24 protein-coding genes are annotated in these 21,676 nt (G+C 72.2%); 2 read left to right on the forward strand and 22 right to left on the reverse strand.

Annotation, left to right across the window (positions count from 1 at the left end):
• Positions 1-127 precede the first annotated feature (127 nt).
• The 12 genes from M3677_RS13975 to M3677_RS14030 all read right to left on the reverse strand — a co-directional run bounded on the left by M3677_RS13975 (position 128) and on the right by M3677_RS14030 (position 10,292).
• On the reverse strand, positions 128-1,252 hold the full coding sequence (locus tag M3677_RS13975) for a prephenate dehydrogenase (protein ID WP_251154836.1): 1,125 nt from the start codon (positions 1,250-1,252) through the stop codon (positions 128-130).
• A gap of 20 nt (positions 1,253-1,272) precedes the next feature.
• A complete protein-coding gene (locus M3677_RS13980) occupies positions 1,273-2,028 on the reverse strand; it encodes a pseudouridine synthase (protein WP_066657976.1) in 756 nt (251 codons plus the stop codon).
• Between the two features lie 605 nt (positions 2,029-2,633).
• Positions 2,634-3,032 (reverse strand): hypothetical protein, encoded by a 399-nt coding sequence (locus tag M3677_RS13985; RefSeq protein WP_251160846.1) that lies wholly within the window; start codon positions 3,030-3,032, stop codon positions 2,634-2,636.
• Positions 3,033-3,223: 191 nt separating this feature from the next.
• Positions 3,224-3,910 (reverse strand): SMC-Scp complex subunit ScpB, encoded by a 687-nt coding sequence (gene scpB, locus M3677_RS13990; protein WP_285844818.1) that lies wholly within the window; start codon positions 3,908-3,910, stop codon positions 3,224-3,226.
• Positions 3,900-4,667 (reverse strand): ScpA family protein, encoded by a 768-nt coding sequence (locus M3677_RS13995; protein ID WP_251154860.1) that lies wholly within the window; start codon positions 4,665-4,667, stop codon positions 3,900-3,902. The genes scpB and M3677_RS13995 overlap by 11 nt, the downstream gene beginning before the upstream one ends.
• Before the next feature lie 112 nt (positions 4,668-4,779).
• Positions 4,780-5,658 (reverse strand): ParA family protein, encoded by an 879-nt coding sequence (locus M3677_RS14000; RefSeq protein ID WP_066653324.1) that lies wholly within the window; start codon positions 5,656-5,658, stop codon positions 4,780-4,782.
• Positions 5,659-5,768: 110 nt separating this feature from the next.
• A complete protein-coding gene (locus tag M3677_RS14005; RefSeq protein ID WP_251160847.1) occupies positions 5,769-6,602 on the reverse strand; it encodes an SseB family protein in 834 nt (277 codons plus the stop codon).
• A 5-nt stretch (positions 6,603-6,607) separates the two neighbouring features.
• Positions 6,608-7,354, reverse strand: coding sequence for a bifunctional 1-(5-phosphoribosyl)-5-((5-phosphoribosylamino)methylideneamino)imidazole-4-carboxamide isomerase/phosphoribosylanthranilate isomerase PriA (gene priA, locus M3677_RS14010; protein ID WP_066653322.1), 747 nt, complete (start codon positions 7,352-7,354; stop codon positions 6,608-6,610).
• Positions 7,355-7,463: 109 nt separating this feature from the next.
• On the reverse strand, positions 7,464-8,099 hold the full coding sequence (gene hisH, locus M3677_RS14015) for an imidazole glycerol phosphate synthase subunit HisH (RefSeq protein ID WP_066653320.1): 636 nt from the start codon (positions 8,097-8,099) through the stop codon (positions 7,464-7,466).
• Complete coding sequence (hisB, locus tag M3677_RS14020) at positions 8,096-8,698, reverse strand: imidazoleglycerol-phosphate dehydratase HisB (RefSeq protein WP_066653318.1); 603 nt, start codon at positions 8,696-8,698, stop codon at positions 8,096-8,098. The genes hisH and hisB overlap by 4 nt, the downstream gene beginning before the upstream one ends.
• Positions 8,695-9,819 (reverse strand): histidinol-phosphate transaminase, encoded by a 1,125-nt coding sequence (locus M3677_RS14025; RefSeq protein WP_251160848.1) that lies wholly within the window; start codon positions 9,817-9,819, stop codon positions 8,695-8,697. The genes hisB and M3677_RS14025 overlap by 4 nt, the downstream gene beginning before the upstream one ends.
• A 98-nt stretch (positions 9,820-9,917) precedes the next feature.
• Entirely contained in the window at positions 9,918-10,292 is a 375-nt protein-coding gene (locus M3677_RS14030; protein ID WP_066653310.1) for a LysM peptidoglycan-binding domain-containing protein, read from the reverse strand.
• A 235-nt stretch (positions 10,293-10,527) separates the two neighbouring features.
• Here M3677_RS14030 and lexA point away from each other — a divergent pair, with 235 nt between their 5' ends.
• Entirely contained in the window at positions 10,528-11,172 is a 645-nt protein-coding gene (gene lexA, locus M3677_RS14035) for a transcriptional repressor LexA (RefSeq protein ID WP_066653301.1), read from the forward strand.
• Positions 11,173-11,367: 195 nt separating this feature from the next.
• Here the strand turns inward: lexA and hflX are convergent, their stop codons facing one another.
• Positions 11,368-12,906, reverse strand: coding sequence for a GTPase HflX (hflX, locus tag M3677_RS14040; RefSeq protein ID WP_251160849.1), 1,539 nt, complete (start codon positions 12,904-12,906; stop codon positions 11,368-11,370).
• 61 nt (positions 12,907-12,967) lie between these two features.
• Here hflX and M3677_RS14045 point away from each other — a divergent pair, with 61 nt between their 5' ends.
• The gene (locus M3677_RS14045) at positions 12,968-13,582 is read left to right on the forward strand and encodes a class I SAM-dependent methyltransferase (RefSeq protein ID WP_251160850.1); all 615 of its coding nucleotides are present in this window, start codon (positions 12,968-12,970) and stop codon (positions 13,580-13,582) included.
• A gap of 283 nt (positions 13,583-13,865) precedes the next feature.
• Here M3677_RS14045 and dapF read toward each other — a convergent pair whose 3' ends face one another.
• From dapF to pgsA, 9 genes are all read right to left on the reverse strand, one after another.
• Positions 13,866-14,756: a diaminopimelate epimerase gene (gene dapF / locus M3677_RS14050; RefSeq protein ID WP_251160851.1), complete on the reverse strand. Its 891-nt coding sequence runs from the start codon at positions 14,754-14,756 to the stop codon at positions 13,866-13,868.
• Entirely contained in the window at positions 14,753-15,721 is a 969-nt protein-coding gene (gene miaA / locus M3677_RS14055; RefSeq protein WP_251160852.1) for a tRNA (adenosine(37)-N6)-dimethylallyltransferase MiaA, read from the reverse strand. Before miaA ends, dapF begins: the two co-directional genes overlap by 4 nt.
• Positions 15,708-17,201: a tRNA (N6-isopentenyl adenosine(37)-C2)-methylthiotransferase MiaB gene (miaB, locus tag M3677_RS14060; RefSeq protein ID WP_251160853.1), complete on the reverse strand. Its 1,494-nt coding sequence runs from the start codon at positions 17,199-17,201 to the stop codon at positions 15,708-15,710. Before miaB ends, miaA begins: the two co-directional genes overlap by 14 nt.
• Before the next feature lie 61 nt (positions 17,202-17,262).
• Positions 17,263-18,396, reverse strand: coding sequence for a RecX family transcriptional regulator (locus tag M3677_RS18490; RefSeq protein ID WP_251160854.1), 1,134 nt, complete (start codon positions 18,394-18,396; stop codon positions 17,263-17,265).
• Complete coding sequence (gene recA, locus M3677_RS14070) at positions 18,393-19,451, reverse strand: recombinase RecA (protein WP_066653287.1); 1,059 nt, start codon at positions 19,449-19,451, stop codon at positions 18,393-18,395. Before recA ends, M3677_RS18490 begins: the two co-directional genes overlap by 4 nt.
• 257 nt (positions 19,452-19,708) lie before the next feature.
• Positions 19,709-19,933, reverse strand: coding sequence for a DUF3046 domain-containing protein (locus tag M3677_RS14075; RefSeq protein ID WP_209686053.1), 225 nt, complete (start codon positions 19,931-19,933; stop codon positions 19,709-19,711).
• A gap of 65 nt (positions 19,934-19,998) precedes the next feature.
• The gene (locus M3677_RS14080) at positions 19,999-20,307 is read right to left on the reverse strand and encodes a helix-turn-helix domain-containing protein (protein ID WP_058742950.1); all 309 of its coding nucleotides are present in this window, start codon (positions 20,305-20,307) and stop codon (positions 19,999-20,001) included.
• Between the two features lie 155 nt (positions 20,308-20,462).
• Entirely contained in the window at positions 20,463-20,996 is a 534-nt protein-coding gene (locus M3677_RS14085) for a CinA family protein (protein ID WP_081985245.1), read from the reverse strand.
• 44 nt (positions 20,997-21,040) lie between these two features.
• The gene (gene pgsA, locus M3677_RS14090; protein ID WP_251160855.1) at positions 21,041-21,676 is read right to left on the reverse strand and encodes a CDP-diacylglycerol--glycerol-3-phosphate 3-phosphatidyltransferase; all 636 of its coding nucleotides are present in this window, start codon (positions 21,674-21,676) and stop codon (positions 21,041-21,043) included.

The following is a 21,676-nucleotide window of genomic DNA, read 5'->3' on the forward strand; positions in this document are numbered from 1 at the left end:
AGCGCGCCGCCGTCGGCTCCGCCGGCCGTTCCGTCGCCCGGCGGCGTCGGGGTGGGCAGGCCGGAGTCGGGACCCTCGGGTCCCCCGGTGACGCCGGACTCGTCCAGGGTGACGTGCGTGTCGTCGTTCATGCCCATGCTGCTGCGATCCTCCATCCGCGCCCCTCGAGTTCCTCGACGAGTCGCTGTTCCTGCTCGGGCACGACCGACACCTCGACGATGCCGATCGGTGCGCCCGGTGAGTGCTCGAGGCGCATGTCCTCGAGGTTGATGCCGATCTCCCCGATGAACTGCAGGAGTGCGGCGATCTGCCCCGGGGTGTCGTCGACGAGGACGACCACCTGGGCGAAGCGCTTGGTCGTACCGTGCTTGCCGGGGAGCCGCTCGACCCCGCGGTTGCCGGCGGCGATGGTCTCGGCGATCGTCCGGGGGGATCCCTGGCCGTCCGGGTCGTCGAGCGCGCGGAGGACCCGGTCGAGGTCGTCACGCAGGTCCGTCAGCACCGGCCGGATGTTCGCAGCGTTCGCCCCGATGATCTGCACCCACAGGCCGGGGTCGCTGGCGGCGATCCGCGTGACGTCGCGGACACCGCCGCCCGCCAGGTCGAGCGACCCGTCGGGGGCTTCCTGCAGCCGCGCGGCCATCAGGGTCGAGACGAGCTGCGGCGCGTGCGAGACGTACGCGACGGCGAGGTCGTGGGAGTCCGGCTCCATCGGGACGACCGTCGCTCCCACGTCGAGGGCGAGGTCCTCGACCACCGCGGCTCGCTGGTAGGAGATGGCGTCGTGGCCGGCGATCACCCACGGGCGTCCGACGAACAGGTCTGCCCGCGCCGCCGTCGGTCCGCTGCGCTCCCGGCCCGCCATCGGGTGCGACCCGATGTACCGGCTGACGTCGGCGCCCGATGCCCGCAGGCGTTCGAGCGGCCCGGTCTTCACGCTCGCGACGTCGGTCACGACCGCGCGCGGGAACGCGACGAGCTCACGCTCGACCACCGCTGCCACCACGTCCGGCGGGACCGCGACCACGATGAGCTCCGGCTCGTCGCCGTCGGCCGGTCGACGACCCGCGCCGTAGTCGACGGCGAGCGCCAGCGCGGCCGGTGAGACGTCGTCGAGCACGACGTCGACGCCCTTCTCGCGCAGGGCGAGCCCGATCGAGGCGCCGAGCAGCCCGGCGCCGACGACCCGCACGGGTCCGCGCAGCCGCCGGTCGATGTCCGGTTCGGCGAGCGGGGCGGGGGCGTCGGTCACGGGCCTCAGCCTACCGAGCGTCAGTCGGCAGCCTCCTCGTCGGCGTCGCCCGGTGCAGCACCCTTCGCGTCGCGGGCGATGCGGAGGAGCGCCCCGAGCTCGACCGTGGACAGCTCGCGCACCCTGCCGATCGGCAGCGATCCGAGCTGCAGCGGGCCGAACGACCGGCGCACGAGCTCGAGCACCGGGTGGTCGACCGCGTCGAGCATGCGTCGCACGATCCGGTTGCGCCCCGAGTGCAGGCTGATCTCGACCAGGGACTCACCGCGAGCGGACTCCAGCAGCCGGACCTTGTCCGCGGCGATCGGTCCGTCCTCGAGTTCCACCCCGTCGAGCAGCCGCTGCACCGTCGCCGGGTTCACGTTGCCCGCGACCTTGGCGATGTAGGTCTTCGTCACGCCGAACGACGGGTGGGCCAGCACGTGTGCCAGGTCGCCGTCGTTCGTCAGCAGGAGCAGCCCGGACGTCTCGGTGTCGAGCCGACCGACGTTGAACAGGCGCTCCTCGTACCGGTCGACGAACTCCGACAGGTCGCGTCGACCGCGCTCGTCCTGCAGGCTCGACACGATCCCGACCGGCTTGTTGAGCAGCACGTACCGCCGGGAGCTGTCGACCTGCACCGGCACGCCGTCCACCGCGATCGCGTCCGTCTCGGGGTCGACGCGGCGTCCGAGGGCGTCGACGACCTCACCGTTGACGGTGACGCGACCCTCGACGATCAGGTTCTCCGCGACCCGCCGGGACGCGATGCCCGCAGCGGCGATCACCTTCTGCAGACGCTCGCCGTCGGCCTGGAGGCTCGGGACACCCCCGGCGGACGCCCCTGCCTCGGTCGCGTCCCAGTCGGGGATGATCGGACGTTCGGGCGTGCCCTCCACCGGGACGCCGTGCTCGTCACGAGCGCCCTCCGGGCGCGGCGTCGTCCCGCGCTCCGCGCTGCTCGGCACGCGTCCCCGCGCGCCCGCGCCCGGCCGGTCACCGTTGCGTGCGGTGGTCGTGCCGCCGACGTAGCGACGGCCGTTGTGCCAGACGGTGCTCGGTCGGCCGTCGGGGGTTCGGCGGTCCTCGCGCGCTGGGTCACGGCGGTCGTCACGGCGGTCGTCCCGGCGGTCGGCGCTGCGGTCCGGTCGGCTACCGGCGTCGCGACGGTCTGCGCCGCGGCGGTCGTCCTCGCGCCCGCGGTACCCACCACGCTCACCACCCGAACGGTCATCACGCCCGCGGTACCCACCGCGCTCGCCACCGGACCGGTCGTCACGGCCGCGGTACCCACCGCGCTCGCCACCGGACCGGTCGTCACGGCCGCGGTACCCGCCGGAGCGGTCGTCTTCGCGACGGACGAACCCGCCGCGGTCGTTGCTGCGCTGGTCGGTGTCGCGGCTCACGAACCGTCCGCGGTCACCACCGGATCGCTCGTCCCTGCCGCGGTACCCGCCACGGTCAGCACCGGAACGGTCGTCGCGCCCGCGGTACCCGCCACGCTCGCCACCCGAACGGTCATCGCGCCCGCGGTACCCGCCCTGGTCCGAGCCGCCGCGGTACCCACCACGCTCACCACCCGAACGGTCATCGCGCCCGCGGTAGCCGCCCTGGTCCGAGCCGCCGCGGTACCCACCACGCTCGCCACCCTGCCGGTCGTCACGCCCGCGGTACCCGCCCTGGTCCGAGCCGCCGCGGTACCCACCACGCTCGCCACCCGAACGGTCGTCACGCCCGCGGTACCCACCACGGTCACCACCGGCACGATCCTCACGCCCGCGGTGGCCGCCGCGGTCGCCACCCGTCGGACGCTCCTCGCGTCCGCGGTACCCGCCACGGTCCTCACCGGACCGGCCGTCCGCACGGCCGGGACCAGCGGCGCGGTCGCGCCCCGCGCCTCCAGACCGACCCGAGCCGGAGCGGTCGGAACCGCGACCGTACCCGCCGGAGCGTCCGTCGGATCCCCCTCGGGACCCACCTCGTCGTTCGTCCTCAAACGCGGCCATCGGGGATCCCTTCGTTGTGCCCGAAACCGTCCGCGCCGTCCTCCAGCAGAGGCGAGATCAGCGGCAGTTCGTCGAGCGAGTTGATGCCGAGCTGCTGGAGCAGCAGGTCGGACGTGACGTAGTTGACGGCCCCGGTCTCGGCGTCGGTGAACGACTCCTCGATGAGCCCCCGGGTGACGAGCGTGCGGACGACACCGTCGACGTTCACCGCTCGGATCGAGGCGATCTGCGACCGGGTGATCGGCTGCTTGTAGGCGACGACCGCGAGGGTCTCGAGCGCGGCCTGCGACAGTCGGGCCGGCCGCTCGGCCTCGACGAACTGCTCGACGACGTCGTCGAGCTCGCGCCGCACGTAGAAGCGCCAGCCGCCGCCGACCTCACGGAGCTCGAAGCCGCGACGGACGGTGCCGTCGACACCGTCGAAGTCGGCGACGAGCCGCTCGATCGCCTGTCGGACGGCGGGCACCGGCGCGCCCACCGCGGCACCGAGCGACACGAGCGACTGGGGCTCGTCGGCGATCATCAGGATGGCCTCGAGCTGCCGGTCGACCGGCAGGTCCGGGTGCGGGGTGTGCTGGGCGTGCAGTTCCTGCTCGACCGCGCGGGCCTCGGCGACCTCGTCCGCTCCCCCGGGCTCGGCACTCGACGCGGCGGCACGTGTGTCATCCGTCATAGTCGGCTCCCAGGTTCGCGAGGCTCTCGTCGGACCAGTCCTCGGCGGTCCAGCGGAGTGTCAGCTCCCCCAGCGGTTCGAACTGCTCGAACGAGATCGACGCGTTCCGGTACAGCTCCAGGATCGCCAGGAAGCGAGCCACAACGATACCCGTCTCCGAGACGCCGGCCACCAGCTCACGGAACGACACGTCCTCGTCGGCGCGGGTCCGGAGGATCGACACGACGATCGCGGCCTGCTCCCGGATGCTCACGAGCGGGGCGTGCAGGTGGTCCAACCCCACGGTCGGGATCTCCCGCGGTGCGAAGGCCAGCGTCGCGATCGCGGCGAAGTCCTGCACCGACAGCGTCCAGACGAGCTCCGGCGTGCGGGCGCGGAACCGTTCCTCGAGGCGGACCTTGCGGACGTGCCGGCGGGACTCCTGCTGCCACCGTGCCCCGAACCACTCCGCGGCCTGCTTGAACGCCCGGTACTGCAGGAGACGTGCGAAGAGCAGGTCGCGGGCCTCCAGCAACGCCACGTCCTCGGCGTCGACGAGCTCACCCTGCGGGAGCAGCCCGGCGATCTTCAGGTCGAGCAGGGTGGCCGCGACCACGAGGAACTCACTGGCCTCGTCGAGCTCGTCGGCGGACTCGGCCTGGCGGACGTACTGGATGAACTCGCCGGTGACGGCGCCGAGGGAGACCTCGGTGATGTCGAGCTCGTGCTTCGTGATCAGCGAGAGCAGCAGGTCGAAGGGACCGTCGAAGTTGCGCAGTCGGACCCGGAAGCCCGGGGTGGTCGTGGTGCCCGCGGGCGCGCCGTCGACGGCGCCGTCGACGGCGCTGCGGTCGGCCGGCGTCGTCGGGTCGGCCGATGACCTCGGTGGGTCAGGCGACGGCGCCACGCTCGACGAGCTCCCTGGCGAGCGCCCGGTACGCGTGCGCCGCGGCGTGCTCCGGCGCCGTCTGCGTGATCGGTCGCGCCGAGACCGTCGCGTCCGGGAACTTCACCGTCCGGCTGATGACCGTGTCGAGCACGTGGTCGTCGAAGGTCTCCACCACGCGCTCCATGACCTCGCGCGAGTGCAGCGTCCGCGAGTCGTACATGGTCGCGAGGATGCCGTCGAGCCGCAGCGCCGGGTTGAGCCGGTCACGCACCTTGTCGATCGTCTCGATGAGCAGCGCCACGCCACGCAGCGCGAAGAACTCGCACTCGAGCGGGATGAGCACACCGTGTGCTGCCGTCAGGGCGTTGACCGTCAGCAGGCCGAGGGACGGCTGGCAGTCGACCAGGATCAGGTCGTAGTCGTTCGACACCTTGCGGAGGACGCTCGCCAGGATCTGCTCGCGGGCGACCTCGTTGACGAGGTGGACCTCGGCGGCGGACAGGTCGATGTTCGCGGGGATCACGTCGAGCATCGGCACGTTCGTCTGGCGGATGACCTCGCGCGGGTCCTTCACGGAACCCATCAGCAGGTCGTAGACCGTGGGCACGTCGTGGGTGCGGACCCCGAGGCCGGCGGACAGGGCGCCCTGCGGGTCGAAGTCGACGGCGAGGACCCTGCGGCCGTACTCGGCGAGCGCGGCGCCGAGGTTGATCGACGTCGTGGTCTTGCCGACGCCGCCCTTCTGGTTGCAGAGCGCGATGATGCGAGCCGGGCCGTGGCCGTCGAGCGGCGCGGGCACCGGGAACTGCCGGACGGGCCGACCGGTGGGGCCGACCGGGGTCTGCTCGGAGCCGGGGGTGGTCGTCGGGTTCGTGCTCACCCCGTCATCGTACCGGCGTGGCGCGAGCGGCCCCCGTCGCACCGCCGCACGGGCCGCAGCGGGCGGGACGGCGCCGGGCCGTGCCTCCCGGCCGCACGGTCGGTCCTGCGTCAGGCGGGTCGCAGCGCCACGCGCATGCTGTCCACCCGGTCCGCGATCACGGCGTCCGCCGTCCACCGCTGCTGCAGCCGGCCGACGAGCGCCTGGACGGCAGCCTGGTCGAGCCCCGGGTGCAGCGCCAGCCCGACCGTCAGCTCGGCACCGGCGAAGCGTCCGAGCGGGTCGCCCGGCGACAGCTCGACGCGTGCGACGGCGGACTCGTCGACGACGGAGGCGGCGAAGGCCTGCCCGACCTCGGCGTCCTCGAAGCACGGCGTCCACGGCAGGTCCTGCCCGATCGCCCACACGGCGGGTCGACGGAGCACGAACTCGGTCGGCGCGGTCGGGTCCAGCACGACGAGCTGCGTCTCCTCGCTCGCCGCAGCCATCGCCACCCGGCGTGCGTCCGCGGGGACCGGTCGGGCGGTGGCGTCCCAGGACCGCATCGCCTCGGCGGACGTGAACGCCGGCATGACGCTGCGCCCGTCGGGGCCGGCGACGGTGACGATCGACAGCTCCTGGGTCTTGTCGACGAGCTTCCCGTCGGGGGTGTGCCCGACGTCACCGGCCTCGGCCACGAGCGGGATGAGCAGTCGTGCGCCACGCAGGGCCTCGACGACCTCTCGCTGCGACCCGCCCTGCTGCAGGGCGGTGATCGCGGCGACGAGCGCCGGTTCCGCCAGGCCGTCGTCGTCGGCGTAGACGTCGTCGTGGGCGTCGAAGGTCCGTCCCGCCCACGGGTTCCCCGCCGAGTCCGCGGCACCGCCCGGGGTGTGGGCGTCGTCGTGCGCCCCCGATGCCGGTGCCTCGGGCCCGGTGCCGCGACCGTTCGAGATGCCCGCCACGGTGCCTACTCCGAGGCGATGTCGAGGGCGGCCGGCAGCGTGAAGGCGCCGGAGTACAGCGCCTTGCCGATGATGGCGCCCTCGAGACCGTGCGGCACCAGCTCGCGCAGCGCTCGGAGGTCCTCGAGCGTCGAGATGCCGCCCGAGGCCACCACGGGCTGGTCGGTGCGGTCGCAGACCTCGCGCAGGAGCTCGACGTTCGGCCCCTGCAGCGTGCCGTCCTTCGTGACGTCGGTCACCACGTAGCGGGCGCACCCGGCGGCCTCGAGCCGGTCGAGCACCTCCCACAGGTCCCCGGCGTCCTCGGTCCAGCCGCGGCTCGCCAGCGTGGTTCCGCGGACGTCGAGTCCGACGGCGATCTGCTCGCCGTACTCGCCGATGACGCGCGCAGCCCACTCGGGCTTCTCGAGCGCCGCGGTGCCGAGGTTGACGCGCGCAGCACCGGTCGCGAGCGCCGCCTCGAGCGAGGCGTCGTCGCGGATCCCGCCGGAGAGCTCGACCGAGACGCCCTCGACCTCGCGGATCGCCTTCGCGATGACCGCCCGGTTGTCACCGCGCCCGAACGCCGCGTCGAGGTCGACGAGGTGGATCCACTCCGCACCCTGGTCGCGCCAGGTGCGGGCCGCGGCGACGGGGTCGCCGTACGAGGTCTCGCTGCCGGCCTCGCCCTGCGTGAGGCGGACGGCCTGGCCGTCGACGACGTCGACGGCGGGCAGCAGGACGAGGGGCGGGGTCGAGGTGAGGTCGGTCATGGTCCTGTCGGTTCTCGGTGGGGTGTGGTGCGGCCGCCCCGGTGGATGCCACGGCCGGGAGGCGCGGCTCGCGTCCGTCGGGCGGTCGTGCGCCCGGTGGACGGCCGGGTCAGAGCGAGTCGACCCAGTTGCGGAGCAGCCGGATGCCCGGCTCCCCCGACTTCTCCGGGTGGAACTGCGTGGCCGTCAGTGGGCCGTTCTCCACCGCGGCGACGAACCGCTGCCCGTGCTCGGCCCAGGTCAGACGCGGCGCACGGAACGGGCCGTAAGCGTCGAGCGGGAAGTCCGTCACGCCGTACGAGTGGACGAAGTAGAACCGTTCGTCGTGCAGGCCGTCGAAGAGCACGGAGTCCTCGGGGGCCTCGACCGTGTTCCAGCCCATGTGCGGCAGGACCTCGGCACGGATCTCCTCGACCGTGCCCGGCCACTGGCCGAGCCCCTCGACGTCCGCACCGCGCTCGACCCCGCGGGCGAACATGACCTGCATGCCGACGCAGATGCCGAGCACCGGTCGCCCGCCGGCCAGACGGTGGTCGACGATCTCGCCGCCGCGGACGCCCTCGAGCTGGTCGACGACGGCGGCGAACGCGCCGACACCCGGCACGAGCAGACCGTCGGCGCGGAGCGCGGCCTGCTTGTCGGCGGTCAGGGTGACGTCGGCGCCGGCGCGCTCGAGCGCCTTGGCCGCCGAGTGGACGTTGCCCGATCCGTAGTCGAGGACGACGACGTTCGGCTTCGCGGTCACAGCTTCCCCTTCGTGGACGGGATGCCGTCGACCCGCGGATCGAGCTCGACGGCGCGGCGCAGCGCGCGCGCGAAGGCCTTGAACTCGGCCTCGGCGATGTGGTGCGGGTCGCGGCCACCGAGCACACGGACGTGCACCGTGATGCCGGCGTTGAACGTGATCGCCTCGAACACGTGGCGCACCATCGAACCGGTGAAGTGCCCACCGATCCGGTGGAACTCGAACCCCTCGGGCTCACCGGAGTGCACGAGGAAGGGACGACCGGAGACGTCCACCACGGCCTGGGCCAGGGCTTCGTCGAGCGGGACGAGCGCGTCGCCGTAACGGCCGATGCCGGCACGGTCGCCGAGGGCCTGCTTCAGGGCCTGCCCGAGCACGATGCCCGTGTCCTCGACCGTGTGGTGCACGTCGATGTCGGTGTCGCCCGTCGAGCGCACGCGGAGGTCGATGAGCGAGTGCTTGCTGAACGCCGTCAGCATGTGGTCGAAGAAGGGCACGCTCGTCGAGACGTCGGACGAACCGGTGCCGTCCAGGTCGAGCGAGAGCTCGATGCTCGACTCGCTGGTGCTCCGGCTGATCGAGGCGGTGCGGGCGGTCATGCGTCAACCCTAACCGGCGGCTGGGCGGCGGCCACGCGGCGCATGGCCTCGAGGAACGCGGTGGTCTCCTCCTCCGTCCCCGCACTCACGCGCAGGTGGTTCGGGATGCCGAGGTCGCGCACGATGACGTCCTGGTCGAGCAGGGCCTCGAACGCCGCGCTCGGGTCGGCGACCCCGCCGAACAGGACGAAGTTCGACCAGGTCTCGTACGTGCGGTACCCCATCGCCCGCAGCTCCGTGACCATCAGGTCCCGCTGCTGCTTGATGTCGTCGACCATCGCCAGCATCGCCGGAGCGTGCCGGAGCGCGGCCACCGCCGCCGCCTGCGTCAGCGCGGACAGGTGGTAGGGCAGCCGCACCAGGCGGAGCGCGTCGACCACGGCGGGGTCGGCCGCCAGGTACCCCACGCGGGCTCCGGCGAAGGCGAAGGCCTTGCTCATGGTGCGAGAGACCACGAGCCGCGGACGGCCGGGCAGCAGCGTGACGGCGCTCGGGGCGTCCGAGGGCATGAACTCGGCGTAGGCCTCGTCCACCATCACGATGCCGTCCGTCGCGTCGTAGGCCGCCCGGATCGTCTCGATGTCGAGCGGGGTGCCCGTCGGGTTGTTCGGGCCGCACAGGAACACGATGTCGGGTCGGTGCTCCCGGATGGCCGCGACGACCGTCTCCGGCGCGATGCGGAACTCGTCGTCGCGCTGCGCGGGGATCCAGCGCGTGCCGGTGCCGGACGCGAGGATCGAGTGCATCGAGTACGTGGGCGGGAACCCGAGCACCGACCGGCCCGGGCCACCGAACGCCTGCAGGAGCTGCTGCAGGACCTCGTTCGACCCGTTCGCCGCCCACAGGTGCGCAGGGGTGAGCTGCTGCCCGGCGGAGAGTCCACCGTTCAGGTAGCCCGCGAGGGACTCGCGGAGCTCGGTGAACTCGCGGTCGGGGTAGCGGTTCACGGTCGCCAGGGCCTGCCGGATCGAGGCGACGATGTCCTCGGCGACGGCCTCCGGTACGGGATGCGTGTTCTCGTTGACGTTGAGCTGGACGCGCACGTGCTTCTGCGGAGCTCCGTACGGGCTCTGCCCACGGAGGTCGTCACGGATCGGGAGGTCTTCGAGCGTGGTGTCCACCGACCCATCGTAGGCCGGGACCCCCGACGGCGACCGGCCGTCCGGACGGTGGTCAGGCGAGCGCCGACCGGACGGTGGTCAGGCGAGCGCCGACCGGATCAGTTGCCCGCGGTGTACTTGACCGGGATCGCGATCTGCTCGCCGGCCTGCAGCGTCGAACCGTCGAGGGCGTTGAGGCTCACGACGTCCTGCACGAAGTCGCGGGGGTCGGCCTGCGGGGCGGTCTCCTCTGCCAGCTGCCACAGGGTCTCACCCGGCTGCACGGTGACCGTCTCGAAGTGCACGGGAGCACCGGCACGCGAGGAGTCGCCGGCAGAGGCCTGTCCACCGTTCAGCACGGAGAGGGCGACGACGAGGAAGACCGGGAGGGCCGCGACGGTCGTCAGGACGATGCGGCCGCGGCGCGTGATGCGCAGGCGGGTACGGACGGCGGGCGTCGCGGTGCGCTGGTCAGCGATGGCGATGGTGCTCATGTCGTTCTTGCCTTCCCGTTCGGAGGAACCGAAGTCGTGTACCGAACATAGTTTCGAATGCGACCTCGCACAAGTCCCAGGAAGAGATCTGTGCGGGATTTTCTGCCGACACGCTCGAACAGGTGTTTGGCCGACCCGGAGCGGTCGGATACTGTTTCGATCGACTGGGACGAGTCAAGCGGGGACCACTGACATTCCTGCCCGACCGCCCGGCACCGACGAAGGGCGAGACGACGTGGCGGACGAACTGCGGGTCCAGAAGCCGTTGACGGCGAAGCAGCAGGCGATCCTCGACGCGATCCGCGCGTCGATCGCCAGCCGGGGCTACCCGCCGAGCATGCGGGAGATCGGCGACGCCGCCGGCCTCTCCTCGCTCTCGAGCGTCTCCCACCAGCTCGGCCAGCTCGAGCTCGGCGGCTGGATCCGTCGTGACCCGAACCGTCCGCGCGCGCTCGAGGTCCTGGTCGACGAACCGACCCCCGACGTCGAGACGCCCGACGTCGACGCCACGACCCTGGTCCCGCTCGTCGGCCGGATCGCCGCCGGTGTGCCGATCACGGCCGAGCAGCACGTCGACGAGATCGTCCCGCTCCCCCGGCAACTGGTCGGCACGGGTGACCTCTTCATGCTCAAGGTCGTCGGCGAGTCGATGATCGACGCAGCGATCTGCGACGGCGACTGGGTGGTCGTCCGGTCGCAGCAGACCGCGGACAACGGGGACATCGTCGCCGCGATGCTCGACGAGGAAGCGACCGTCAAGGTCTTCCGCCAGCGCGACGGCCACACGTGGCTGCTCCCGCGCAACTCCGCGTTCGAACCGATCCTCGGCGACGCGGCCACCGTCCTCGGCAAGGTCGTGGCGGTCTTGCGCTCGATCTGACGCCGGAACAACGCGGAGCAGCCCGCGCCGCGGACTTCCGTGGCGCGGGCTGCTCCGCGTTGTGCGAAGTCACGCCGCACCGTCCGACGGCGCGACGTGAGCAGGCGATCGCACCGTACCGCGCAGGGGCCGGACCGGCGCGCCGGAGCCGACCCGTGCCTCCCGGCCGGGGGTGTGGCGCGACCGCCTGCGGGACTACGCCGTCGCGACCGGCGTGACCACGTACGGGTCGAGCTCCGCGACCTGGCGCTGGAAGACGCGCACCCGCAGGCGGGTGCCGTCCTCGACGTAGTCGGTCGTCTCGACTGCTCCCGCGTCGTGCAGTGACGACACCAGGTCGCCACGGTCGTACGGGATCACCACCGTCAACTCGACGTCCGGTTCTGGCAGCCGTGCCTCGATCGCGGCGAGGAGCTCGGGCACGCCCTCGCCCGTGCGGGCGGAGACGAACACCGCGTCCGGCACGAGTCCGACCAGCACGAGTCGCTGCGCCTCGTCGATGAGGTCCGCCTTGTTGAACGCGACGACCTCGGGGATGTCCCGCGCTCCGACGTCACCCATGACGTCGCGGACCGTCGCGAGCTGCGCGGAGGGGTCTGGGTGCGACCCGTCGACCACGTGCACGATGACGTCGGCCTCGCCGACCTCCTCGAGCGTGGAGCGGAAGGCCTCGACCAGCTGGTGCGGCAGGTTCCGCACGAAGCCCACCGTGTCGACGAACGTGAACTCGCGGCCGGCGCTGCTCTCGGTCCGGCGCACCGTGGCGTCGAGGGTTGCGAACAGCTGGTTCTGCACCAGGACGCCCGCGCTCGTCAGGCGGTTCAGGAGCGAGGACTTGCCGGCGTTGGTGTACCCGGCGATCGCGACGCTCGGCACCTCGTTGCGGTGCCGGTCGGCGCGCTTGGCCTCCCGAGCCGGTCGGAAGCCCGCGATCTGACGGCGGAGCTTCGACATGCGCGTGTTGATGCGCCGGCGGTCGAGCTCGATCTTCGTCTCACCCGGACCACGGGACCCCATGCCGGCACCGCCGGAGACCTGACCACCGGCCTGGCGGGACATCGACTCACCCCAGCCGCGCAGACGCGGCAGCAGGTACTGCAGCTGGGCCAGCTCGACCTGGGCCTTGCCCTCGCGCGTGGTGGCGTGCTGGCTGAAGATGTCGAGGATCACGGCGGTCCGGTCGATCACCTTCACCTTCACGACGTCCTCGAGCGCTCGGCGCTGGGAGGGGGCGAGCTCCGTGTCCGCGACGACCGTGTCGGCGCCGGTCGCCTTGACGACCATGGCGAGCTCCTCGGCCTTGCCCTTGCCGAGGTAGGTCGCCGGGTCGGGGTTGGGCCGGCGCTGCAGGAGCCCGTCGAGGACCACGGCACCGGCGGTCTCGGCCAGGGCGGCGAGCTCGCGGAGGGAGTTCTCGGCGTCCTGGGCGTCGCCCTGGGGGTACACGCCGATCAGCACGACCCGCTCGAGCCGGAGCTGCCGGTACTCGACCTCGGTGACGTCCTCGAGCTCGGTGGAGAGCCCGGTGACGCGCCGCAGGGCGGCGCGGTCCTCGCGCTCGTACTGGTCGCCGTCGCCGGACCAGCCGTGCTCGTCGACCGATCGTGTCTGGATGGCCTGGGCCGGAGCGAAGATCGCCGACGTGGCCCGGGTCTCGGCATTGCGGAGGACGCGTTCCACGACACCCTCGGCGCTGTCGTCGGATCGTCCGTCGTTCATGGTGGTTTCCGTCATCTTCTCCACAGGGTACCGCCGCCACGCCCGGGACACACGGGCTCGCCGGTACGGTTCTTCCATGGCGAACGAGCACTACTTCTCCGCGAACCCCTCGTCGGAGGCCCGTGAGCGACAGGTGCACGTCACGCTCGCCGGACGGTCGCTCACGCTGTCCACCGCCGCGGGCGTGTTCAGCCCGGACGGTGTCGACCGCGGCACCAGGGTGCTGCTCGGCTCCGTGCCGCCGCCCGCGCCCGAGGGCGACCTGCTCGACATCGGCTGCGGGTGGGGGCCGATCGCGATCACGATGGCGCTCGAGTCGCCGGACGCCCAGGTCTGGGGCGTGGACGTCAACGAGCGGGTCCTCGGTCTCGCGCAGCGCAACGCCGTCGCAGCCGGGGTGTCGAACGTCACCGTCGGGCTGCCGGACGAGCTCCCGGCGGACCTGCGCTTCCGCACGATCTGGTCCAACCCGCCGATCCGGGTGGGCAAGGACGAACTGCACGCCATCCTGCTGACGTGGCTGCCCCGGCTCGAGGTCGGCGGGGACGCCTGGCTGGTGGTGTCGAAGGACCTCGGCGGGGACTCCCTGCAGCGGTGGCTCGGGGACGCGCTCGGGGACGGGTTCGCGGTGTCGCGGGCCACGACCGACAAGGGCTTCCGCGTGATCCGGGTCCGCCGGACCGCCGAGTAGCCCGGGGCAGGGCGCAGGCGGCGGGTCGGGCTGCGCTGGGCTGCGCCCGTACCCGCGCGAGACGCCGGCGTCGACGCGAGACGCATCCGGACAGCCGAGACGCCGCCGAGATCGACGGCGTCTCGCGCGCATGACGGCGTCGCGAGGACACGCCGGCGTCTCACGAGCACACCTGCGCGTCGTCTCCGCCTCGCCGTCCCACTGGCACGACGGCGTCCCGCTCGCGCCGGCACGGCGGCAGCGCGGTACCGCGGCACCGCAGCACCGCAGCACCGCAGCACCGTCAGACGGTCAGGTCCCCGGAGAACACGAGCTCCGCCGGACCGGCCAGCGCGACGTGCTCGCCGTCCTCCGCCGCGAACATCCGCACGGTGACGACCCCGCCCGGCACCCGCACCCGCCAGGTGTCCGGCGCCGAGGGCCCCGCCCAGTACCGCGTGGCGAGGGCGGCCGCGACCGCACCGGTGCCGCAGGACAGCGTCTCGCCGCTCCCCCGTTCGTGCACGCGCATGGTGATCTCCCCCACGCCGTCCTTGACGAGGGGCTCACCGGGCAGCACGAACTCGACGTTCGCGCCCGCTGCGGGCGCCGGGTCGAGGACGGGGACGTACGTCAGGTCGACCTCGGCGAGCTCGTCCTCGGTCGCCACGGCCACGACGACGTGCGGGTTGCCGACGTCGATGCCGAGTCCGGGTCGTGCACCGTCGAGCTCCTTCGCCCGCACGGTGACGTCGTTCGCCCCGCCGCCCTCGATGCCGAGGCCCCAGCGCCCGAGGTCGGCCGAGAAGCCGTTCGTGGTGCGCTGGACGTCGACGAGCCCCTTGCGGCTGCCGACCGTGAGCGTCTCCCCCGGCGCGAGGTCGACGAGCCCGGACTCGGTCAGGTACCGCGCGAAGACGCGGATGCCGTTCCCGCACATCTCGGCGACCGAGCCGTCGGCGTTGTGGTAGTCCATGAACCAGGTGGCGGCGGGTTCGACGGCGACGAGCGTGCGCCCCTCGGGGATCGCTTCCGACCGGACCGCCCGGATGACACCGTCGGCGCCCACGCCGAAGCGGCGGTCGGCGATGGCCCGGATGCGCTCAGGGGTCAGGTCGACCGTTGCGTCGGGGTCGGCGAACAGGACGAAGTCGTTGCCCGTCCCCTGGCCCTTCGTGAAGTGCAGCTCGGTCACGGCACGATCCTACGGGCCGCCGCATGCAGCCCCGCGACGTCGGCGCCGCTGACGTCGACCACCTCGGCGTCGTACCGCTTGAACCAGGACACCTGTCGCCTGGCGTACTTGCGGGTCGCGACCGCCGTCGCCTCCACCGCCTCGGCCGTCGTCGCTCGGCCGTGCAGGACGTCGAGCGCCTGCGAGTACCCGATCGCCGCGCGCGCCGTGCGTCCCTGCTCCAACCCCTCCGCGCAGAGCGCCTCCACCTCGTCGACGAGGCCGTCGGCGAACATCCGCTCGGCCCTCGCGTGCAGGGACGCGACGAGCCCGCTGCGCTCGCGGTGCAGGTGCAGCACCCGGGCCGGTCGCCATGCGCGGGGCGCGGCCGGGAGGCGCGGGGTCACGACCTCGGACCGGCTCGCGATCTCCACGGCCCGGATGAGCCGCCGGGGGTTGCGGGAGTCGACGTCGGCTGCCGCGGCCGGGTCCAGGGCGCGCAGGCGCGCGAGGAGGGCGTTCGGCCCGTGCTCGGCGTGCTCGCGCTCGAGCTCGGCGCGGAGCTCCGGGTCGGTGCCGGGGAAGGCGAGGTCGAACAGCACCGCCGACACGTAGAGCCCGCTGCCGCCGACGAGCACCGCGGTGCCGCCGTCCGCCGTGATCCGTTCGACGTCCGCACGGGCGCCGCGTTGGTAGGCCGCGACGCTCGCCTCGTCGGTCACCGCGAGCACGTCGAGCTGGTGGTGCGGGATGCCCCGCCGCTCCGCGACCGACAGCTTGGCGGTGCCGACGTCCATGCCGCGGTAGAGCTGCATGGCGTCGGCGTTCACGACCTCCGCGGGACGGCCGCTCGCCCGCAGCCGTTCCGCGACGGCGAGGGCGACCTCGGACTTGCCGGTGCCGGTCGCACCGACGACCGCGATCAGGTCGGGGGTACCGTCGTGGCGCGGTCCGACCGCCGCGAGCGGCCGGTCAGCGTCCGACACGGAGGCTCGGCAGCCCGAGCGAGACCGGACGGGGCCCGGTGCCCGGGGCGGACGGGGTCGGCACACCGCAGCTCTCGGCCTGCGCACGGTCCCAGGCGTCACCGGCACGGGTCCGACGGATCCGCAGGGGGCCCTCGTTGTCGGCGATCAGGAAGTGCGGGGCTGCGCGCGTGATCTCGACGGTGACGACGTCGCCGGGACGCGGGACGGCGGAGCCCTGCGGCACGGCGAAGTGCACGAGGCGGGAGTCCTCGGCACGGCCGGACAGGCGGTGCGTGGTCTCGTCCTTCTTGCCCTCGCCGGTGGCGACGAGCACCTCGACGCTCCGACCGACCTGCTTCGCGTGCTCCTCGGCGGTGATGCGGTCCTGCAGCGCGATGAGCCGGTCGTAGCGTTCCTGCACGACCTCCTTCGGCAGCTGGTCCGGCATCGTCGCCGCCGGCGTGCCCGGACGGATCGAGTACTGGAACGTGAAGGCCGAGGCGAACCTCGACTGCTCCACGACGCGCAGGGTGTCCTCGAAGTCCTCGTCGGTCTCACCGGGGAACCCCACGATGATGTCGGTGGAGATCGCTGCGTCCGGGATCTTCGCCCGCACGCGGTCGAGGATGCCGAGGAACCGTTCACTCCGGTAGCTCCGACGCATGGCCTTGAGCACCCGGTCCGATCCGGACTGCAGCGGCATGTGCAGCTGGGGCATGACGTTCGGGGTCTCGGCCATCGCGTCGATCACGTCGTCGGTGAACGCGGCCGGGTGCGGGCTCGTGAACCGCACGCGCTCGAGGCCGTCGATCTGACCGGCGGCCCGGAGCAGCTTGCCGAACGCTTGACGGTCGCCGAACTCCACGCCGTAGGAGTTGACGTTCTGCCCGAGCAGCGTCACCTCGATGGCTCCGTCGTCGACGAGCGCCTGGATCTCGGCGAGCACGTCGCCCGGACGACGGTCCTTCTCCTTGCCACGGAGCGACGGGACGATGCAGAAGGTGCAGGTGTTGTTGCAGCCGACGGAGATCGACACCCAGCCGCTGTGCGTGGAGTCGCGCCTGGTCGGCAGCGTCGACGGGAACACGTCGAGCGCTTCGAGGATCTCGATCTGCGCCTCGTCGTTGTGCCGGGCCCGCTCGAGCAGGGTCGGCAGCGACCCCATGTTGTGCGTGCCGAAGACGACGTCGACCCAGGGCGCCTTCTCGAGGATGACGTTCTTGTCCTTCTGCGCCAGGCACCCGCCGACGGCGATCTGCATGCCGGGGTGCGTGCGCTTGATACCCGCGAGCTGCCCGAGGTTGCCGTAGAGACGGTTGTCCGCGTTCTCGCGCACGGCGCAGGTGTTGATGACGACCACGTCAGCCTGCTCGCCGTCCGACGCCACGTACCCGGCCGCCTGCAGCGACCCGCTCAGGCGCTCCGAGTCGTGGACGTTCATCTGGCACCCGTGGGTGCGGACCTCGTAGGTTCTGGGGCGGGCTTCGACGGTGGCCATGATCGTCCCAGTGTAGGTCGACCGCGGCGTCCGCAGGACGGCCGTCGAGCCCGCCGCCGCGCTACTCGAAGCGGACGGTGCCCCCACCCGAGGGCGAGCGTCGCGGCGGACCGTCGAGCGCCCGCTCCACCGCGATGCGGACGACTCCCGAGCCGTACCCCTTGCGCATCAGGAAGCCGCTCAGGCGCCGCTCGGCAGTCGCTCGGTCGAGCCCACGGAGTTGGCCTGCACGCTTCTCAGCGAGCTCGATCGCGCGGACGAACTCGTCGTCGGCGTCGTCCTCCGCGGCCTCGAGCGCCGCGTCGATCGCCGCCTGGTCGATGCCACGGCGTCGCAGCTCGGCGACCACGCCCTGGCGGCCGAGGCCCTTGCGCTCGTGCAGCCGGTCCACCAGGTCGGTGGCGAGGGCCACGTCGTCGAGCAGACCCACGCGCACCAGTCGGGCGACCTCGTGCTCGACGACGTCGTCGTCGAGGTCCTGCTTCGTCAGCAGCTGCCGCATCTCCGACTCGCTGACCCCCTTGCGCCCGAGCGCCCGCATGCTCACGCGCTCGGCATCGGCGCGCTGCTCGTCGAGCGGCCGTGGGGCGTCCGCCGGGTCGATCTCGTCACCGCTGGCGATGGCGAACACCGATGCGCTCGCGGCGTCCGCAGTGTCGTCGTCGTACCCGTGCTGCTCGGCGCGTGCACTCCGACCGGAGCCGTCGCCGACGACCGGCGACACCCACTCCGCCTCGGACTGCTGTCCGCGGAAGGGGATCGCGGCCGGCACCGGCGGGTCGTCCTCGACGGGCGTCCCCGTCGCCGACCCCGAGCTGGCGGACTCGTCGTGCGCCGCGGTGGTCGACGCTCGGCCGAACCGCCGTTCGTCGTCACCCAGCACCATCGACTCGGGCGCCCAGCCGTCGTCGGACGACCCGGTGCCGCCGGGAACGCCACGCTCCGCGCGCGGAGCCAGATCGACCGGGCTCAGGCTCGGCTCGACCGGGTTCGGCTCGACCGTGCCCGGCCCGACCGTGCCCGGCCCGACCGTGCCCGGCCTGACCGTGCCCGGCTCGACCGTGCCCGGCTCGACCGGGCTCGATCGAACAGGTTCCGGCTCCGCCGGCGGGGTGCGTCGACCACGACGGGACCGCGCACCGAACAGGTCGGTGACCGGTGCGAGGCCCTCGTCGTGGTCGTCTGCGCCGGTCACGCGCCCTTGCGCTCCGCCAGCTTCGGCGCGATCGACTCGACCGGAGCATCGGCCTTGGCGCCACCGACGCCGAGCTTCGCGAGGATCTTGCCCTCGATCTCCGCCGCGATGTCTGCGTTCTGGATCAGGAACGAGCGCGAGTTCTCCTTGCCCTGCCCGAGCTGGTCGCCGTCGTAGGTGTACCAGGCACCCGACTTCTTCACGATGCCGTGGTCGACACCGAAGTCGAGCAGCGAGCCCTCGCGCGAGATGCCCGTGCCGTACAGGATGTCGAACTCGGCCTGCTTGAAGGGCGGAGCCATCTTGTTCTTCACGACCTTGACGCGGGTGCGGTTACCGACGGCGTCGGTCCCGCTCTTCAGCGTCTCGATGCGACGGATGTCGAGGCGGACCGACGCGTAGAACTTGAGCGCCTTGCCGCCGGCGGTGGTCTCCGGGCTGCCGAAGAACACGCCGATCTTCTCGCGCAGCTGGTTGATGAAGATCATCGTGGTCTGCGTCTGGTTCAGGCCACCGGCGAGCTTGCGCAGGGCCTGGGACATGAGGCGCGCCTGGAGACCCACGTGCGAGTCGCCCATCTCGCCCTCGATCTCGGCACGCGGCACCAGGGCGGCGACCGAGTCGACGACGATCAGGTCGATCGACCCCGAGCGGACGAGCATGTCGGCGATCTCGAGCGCCTGCTCACCGGTGTCGGGCTGCGACACGAGGAGGGCGTCGATGTCGACACCGAGCTTCTTCGCGTACTCGGGGTCGAGCGCGTGCTCCGCGTCGATGAAGGCTGCGATGCCACCCGCGCGCTGCGCGTTCGCGATGGCGTGCAGCGTCAGGGTCGTCTTACCCGACGACTCCGGGCCGTAGATCTCGATGATGCGGCCGCGCGGGAGGCCGCCGATGCCGAGTGCGACGTCGAGCGCGACGGAGCCGGTCGGGATGGTGGCGACCGGCGCGCGCTCGTCCGAGCCGAGACGCATGACCGTCCCCTTGCCGAACTGCCGGTCGATCTGGGCGAGTGCGGTCTCGAGGGCCTTCTCGCGGTCTGCGGGTGATGGCATGGGGTGCTCCTTCATGCTCGGTGTCGGCCGCCTGTAGGCTGTCGCGTCCACCCCAGCCGGTGGTGCAGGGCTGGTGTTCGGCGACAAGGCTTCGGGCTGTTCCCGATGACCTCGAACCTAGGGCGGGCCACCGACATCACTGCCTGCGACCGCGCGACCTGTGGACGATGGTCCGGGACAGCGCCGATGTGCAGGAACCTAGCACCGATCGAACACGCGTTCGAGCAACACGCCGAACACAGTTTCGGACGACGGCGTCAGTCGCGCGGCTCCGCCAGGCCCTTGCCGTGCCGCTTGTCCAGCGGGACGTCCTGGGAGTCACAGAGTGCTTCCCACACCCGCCTGGCGTCGATGCCCGCGTCGAGCGCGTCCGCCGCCGAACGTCCACCGAGCTCCTCGAGCACGACGTCGCGGGACACCACGGCGCCGTAGGCCTCCCCGAACACCTGGTCGACGGCTCGCCAGAACTCACTCACGCGCATCGGTCCAGCGTAACGACGAACGCCCCCGCCGGCGGACCGGCGAGGGCGTTCGAGGGGGTGGTGCGTCAGCGCACCGCGAGGTCGTTGTCGAACTCGGCGACGAGGTCGTCGGGCAGCGTGTCGGGGACCGGGGTGAGCCCCTCGACGACTGCGAGACGGTCGCCCACCTCGCGCATGATGGTCGAGATCGGGGTGTCGAGGGCATCCGCGACCGAGGCGAGGATCTCGGAGCTGGCCTCCTTCTGCCCACGCTCGACCTCACTGAGGTACCCGAGCGCGACACTGGCCTTGGATGCGACCTGACGGAGGGTCCGGCCCTTCTGCAAGCGGAAGTCCCGAAGCACGTCGCCGATCTCCTGACGAACGAGAACCATGTGGACTCCTCCTTCCTGTCGTCTCCGCGCCCGCCCGGTCCGGGTGACCTGGGGTCGGGTTCAGCAACAGTAGCGTTGCCGTTCGCAGCATGCTAACCACGCCGGCTGCCGTCCTGCTGGAGATTGCGTGGGATGTAACCCAGTGGCAACAGGACCTATTCCCCGCTGTCGACCTCGGTCGTCATCCGTGCCAGGAGTTCGGAGACGGTGGCCGAGCGGATTGCTGCCCGGTCCCCCTCGAGGTGCAACTCCGTCGCGACACTGCGTTCCGCGGATGCGATGCCGACGAAGACGGTGCCCACCGGCTTGCCGTCCTGCGGGTCCGGTCCGGCGACGCCGGTCGTGCTGATCCCCCACGTGGCGGGGACGCCGTCCACCGCCAGGGCCGTCCGGACGCCCGAGGCCATCTGCCGTGCAACCTCCGGGTCGACCGCGCCGTTCGACGCGAGCAGGTCGGCGTCGACCCCGAGCACCGTCGCCTTCACCGGCGTGGCGTAGGCGACCACCCCGCCGCGGACGACGGCGCTGGCCCCGGGGACGCCCACGAGCGTCGCGACGACGAGTCCGCCCGTGAGGGACTCGGCGACCGCGACGGTCTCGCCCCGGGCGGTCAGGACACCGACGAGCGCGCGCGCGAGTTCCTCGTCCGACACCGACCCCGACTGCGACCCCGACTGCGACCCCGGCATCGACGACCGACCCGTCGGACCGGCGGCCCCGGTACCGGCCGACGTCATGCTGCTCGGCGGTTGTGCTTCCAGGCCTGCCACAGGTAGTCCGCCCCGCTGAGCACCGTCGCGAGGAGCGCCGCCGTCATGAGGATGCCGTTCACCCAGTGCGCCAGGTCACCGACGACGTTCCACCACGGGAACAGTGCGAGCGTGATCGCGACGGCCTGCAGCACGGTCTTGATCTTGCCGCCGCGGCTCGCCGGGATGACCCGGTCGGACAGCACGGCGAAGCGGAACACGGTGATGCCGATCTCCCGGAGCATGATCAGCACCGTGACGATCCACGGCAGCTCATCCAGGATCGACAGCGCGACGAGGGCACCGCCGATCAGGACCTTGTCGGCGATCGGGTCGACGAGCTTGCCGAAGTCCGTGACCAGGTTCTGGCGTCGGGCGATGATGCCGTCCGCACTGTCCGTGACGATCGCGACGACGAACACGACGGCCGCCCAGACGCGCAACGACGTGTCCTGGCCGCCGTCGGAGAGCAGCATCACGAAGAAGAGCGGCGCCATGAGGATGCGCACCACGGTGATGATGTTGGCGACGTTCGCGGTCGATGCCGGGCCGTCCCCCTTGCGGAGCAACCGTCCGCGCCAGGGGAACCGAGCCCCGTGTGTGGTCTCCGAGCTGGTCAC

It is taken from the genome of Curtobacterium sp. P97, assembly GCF_023712445.1.
In the GTDB taxonomy this organism is placed as follows: domain Bacteria; phylum Actinomycetota; class Actinomycetes; order Actinomycetales; family Microbacteriaceae; genus Curtobacterium.

Bases quoted from the DNA above. Each gene is read 5' to 3' on its own strand.
- scpB (WP_285844818.1), bottom strand. From the start codon at position 3,910: ATGACGGATGACACACGTGCCGCCGCGTCGAGTGCCGAGCCCGGGGGA.
- priA (WP_066653322.1), bottom strand. From the start codon at position 7,354: ATGACCGACCTCACCTCGACCCCGCCCCTCGTCCTGCTGCCCGCCGTC.
- hisB (WP_066653318.1), bottom strand. From the start codon at position 8,698: ATGACCGCCCGCACCGCCTCGATCAGCCGGAGCACCAGCGAGTCGAGC.
- M3677_RS14030 (WP_066653310.1), bottom strand. From the start codon at position 10,292: ATGAGCACCATCGCCATCGCTGACCAGCGCACCGCGACGCCCGCCGTC.
- hflX (WP_251160849.1), bottom strand. From the start codon at position 12,906: ATGACGGAAACCACCATGAACGACGGACGATCCGACGACAGCGCCGAG.
- M3677_RS14045 (WP_251160850.1), top strand. From the start codon at position 12,968: ATGGCGAACGAGCACTACTTCTCCGCGAACCCCTCGTCGGAGGCCCGT.
- miaB (WP_251160853.1), bottom strand. From the start codon at position 17,201: ATGGCCACCGTCGAAGCCCGCCCCAGAACCTACGAGGTCCGCACCCAC.
- recA (WP_066653287.1), bottom strand. From the start codon at position 19,451: ATGCCATCACCCGCAGACCGCGAGAAGGCCCTCGAGACCGCACTCGCC.
- M3677_RS14075 (WP_209686053.1), bottom strand. From the start codon at position 19,933: ATGCGCGTGAGTGAGTTCTGGCGAGCCGTCGACCAGGTGTTCGGGGAG.
- M3677_RS14080 (WP_058742950.1), bottom strand. From the start codon at position 20,307: ATGGTTCTCGTTCGTCAGGAGATCGGCGACGTGCTTCGGGACTTCCGC.
- M3677_RS14085 (WP_081985245.1), bottom strand. From the start codon at position 20,996: ATGCCGGGGTCGCAGTCGGGGTCGCAGTCGGGGTCGGTGTCGGACGAG.